Genomic DNA, 2494 nt, shown 5'->3' on the forward strand with positions numbered 1-2494 from the left:
TCTCTCCCCAGCTCCCGTGAGGCCCCGGGGCCGGGCCGCGCACACGCGCGACCCGGCCCTTCGCCATGTCCTCACCCCCACGCCGCCACCACGTCCGGCCAGGACGGCTCTCCCGCCGCGGAGGCCATGCCCAGGGACTGTCCGACGATCGGCCCAGCGGAAGGCTGCACGGCGTCCTGCACGGCGTCCTGCACGGCGTCCTGCGCGAGGTGGTCCTGCGCGGCGGGCCACAGGCCCAAGAGACACGACACACGGGCCGGGCGCACCATCAGGTGCGCCCGGCCCGTGTTGTTCCCGCTGGGATCGGCTGAGAGGGCTGCGCGGGAGGGTGAGGTGTCACCCTCCCGCTCGGCCGTCACGCCTCCGGCCGACGGTGCTGCAGCTGACGGCGCAGCTCGGCGATCTCCCGCTCCAGGTCGGCGACGTCCGGCGCGCCGGCGTCGGCCGGGGCCTGGCCCGGCATGGCGTGCGGCCGCTGCTGACCATAGGGCGCGGGACGCACGTACTGCGTCGCGCCGTCGGGCCGCTGCGGGTCGTAGCCCGAGCCGGGCCGCTGCCGGTCGTGGCCGTCCGAGCGCCGGTCGTGGGCGTCCGGACGCTGGTCGTAGCCGCCGGGGCGCGGCGCCTCGTAGCCTCCGGCCGTCCGCGCCGGCCCGTCGGCGGGCGGCAGGCTCTGCGGCTGCCAGCCCTGGGGGAGCACCTGGCCGTTCACCGGCTGCCGGTCGTAACCGCCGCCGACCTGGGCCGGGTAGCCGCCGCCGGAGTTCGGCCCGGGGTAGGGGCCGCCGTACGCGGGCGAGGGCGCCTGGCCCTGCGGGGAGGCAGAGTCCTTCTTGCGCCTGCGCAGGAGGAGCAGCAGCAGGAGGCCGCCGCCGACGATGATCAGCGCACCGGCGCCGACAGCGATCCACACCCACATCGGCTGCGGGGTCTCGTCCTTGCCCGAGGAGATCGCCTGCTGGGAGTCGGTGATGTACTTCGCGACGTACGGGTGACTCGGGAACAGCGCCTGGACCTCGCGGAACTTCGGCAGCGCGTCCTTGTAGTGCCGATTGAAGAAGTCGTCGAGCGCCTCGTTGTACTTGGTCGTCGTCAGCGACGCGGAGGGCTTGACGTTCTTCTCGTTCAGCTTCTCCTTGATGATCGAGACCGGGAGCACGAAGCTCTCGTTCTCCGACGCCTCGCCGTTCTCGCTCACGGTGCCGGCGATGAGCATGCCGACGACGTTGCCCGCCCGGCTGAACACGGGACCACCGGAGTTGCCGTGGTAGGAGGGCGCCTGCGTCTGGATGTACGGCACGCCTTCCTGCGTGCTGCGCTTGGCGTTGTACGGCCCTTCGGTGAGCGCGGGGTCGAGCTTCGACTCGACGCTGAACCAGGGCGTGTTGGTCACCAGGCCGGGGAAGCCGCTGATGTAGAGCGTGTCGCCGGTCTGCACGTCGACGTCCTCGCCGAGCGGCACGGTCGGCAGGTTCTGCTGGCCGTTGACCTTGAGCAGGGCGAAGTCCTTGCCCGGGTAGCTCTCACCGACCGAGACCAGCTCGGCCGGGACCTCCTTGGCCGTCTTGTCGACGCCGCCGCCGGGCAGGCTCTGCAGGACCGACAGGCTCTTCTGCAGGCCGCGGATCTCCAGGTGGGTGCTGTTGAAGGTGACGTAGATCTGCTGGACGAGCTCGATCATCTCCTTGTCGGCCTCGAAGTTCCGCAGGGCGTTGATCATGTCCTTCGCGTCCTGCTTGTTGAACTTCTCCAGCGCCTGCTGCGCGAAGGTCTGCGACAGCTCCTGGTCGCTCATCTGCACGCAGTGCGCGCCGGTGACCATGTAGCCGTCGGGGGTGACCCACCAGCCCGTGCACATGCCGCCGACCTGGGCCTTGACCGTACGCTCCGGGCCGACGGGCGCGAGGTACCGGTCGACGTCGGACGCCACGCGCTGGAAGAGGAACTTGGCGATGCTCCGCTCATCGGAGGGGATCTTGCCGGCGAGCACGGCCTGCGTGGCCTCGTTGGTCAGCTGGTCCCACGCGGCCTCCTTGGCCTGGCTGCTCGGGACGACGACCTCGCCGGAGTAGGTGATGCTGGTGAGCTGCACGGCCGGGTGGGTGCGAGCGGCCAGCCGGGTGCCGACGGGGATCTCGTCCCCGGGGTCCGCCGAAGCGGGAGCGGCCGTGACGAGCAGGGCGAAAGCCGCGATCGCGGCCATCCCCCCGGTCAGTCTGCCGAAGTATTTCCTGATATTTCCATCCACGGCAGCAAGCGTGATGGAACGGTCTTGTTTCTTGCTTGGAGGTGGCTTGGGACCGGCGGGTACCGCAGTGCAAGTCCTCATCGCGAGCCGCTCACGTGCGGTGGGACGGACGCGAGCGGCGAGGGCCTTGCGGTGGAGGCCCGCCCTCGAGCGTCCGGCGGCGAGCGATCTGTGGCGAAGGTGCGGGAAACGACGGCGGGCCACCCCCGCGCCTTCGGCGGTGAAGGTGCGGGAAACGACGGCGGG

2 protein-coding genes are annotated in these 2494 nt (G+C 71.0%); both read right to left on the reverse strand.

Features of this window, described 5'->3' with window-relative positions; all coding sequences use genetic code 11:
• Positions 1 to 71: 71 nt before the first annotated feature.
• Entirely contained in the window at positions 72 to 251 is a 180-nt protein-coding gene (locus AB0J39_RS39190) for a hypothetical protein (RefSeq protein ID WP_363474241.1), read from the reverse strand.
• 104 nt (positions 252 to 355) lie between these two features.
• Positions 356 to 2248, reverse strand: coding sequence for a trypsin-like peptidase domain-containing protein (locus AB0J39_RS39195; protein WP_363474243.1), 1893 nt, complete (start codon positions 2246 to 2248; stop codon positions 356 to 358).
• Between the last annotated feature and the right edge of the window lie 246 nt (positions 2249 to 2494).

It is taken from the genome of Microbispora sp. NPDC049633 (assembly GCF_040675265.1).
GTDB classification, from domain to species: Bacteria; Actinomycetota; Actinomycetes; order Streptosporangiales; family Streptosporangiaceae; genus Microbispora; species Microbispora maris.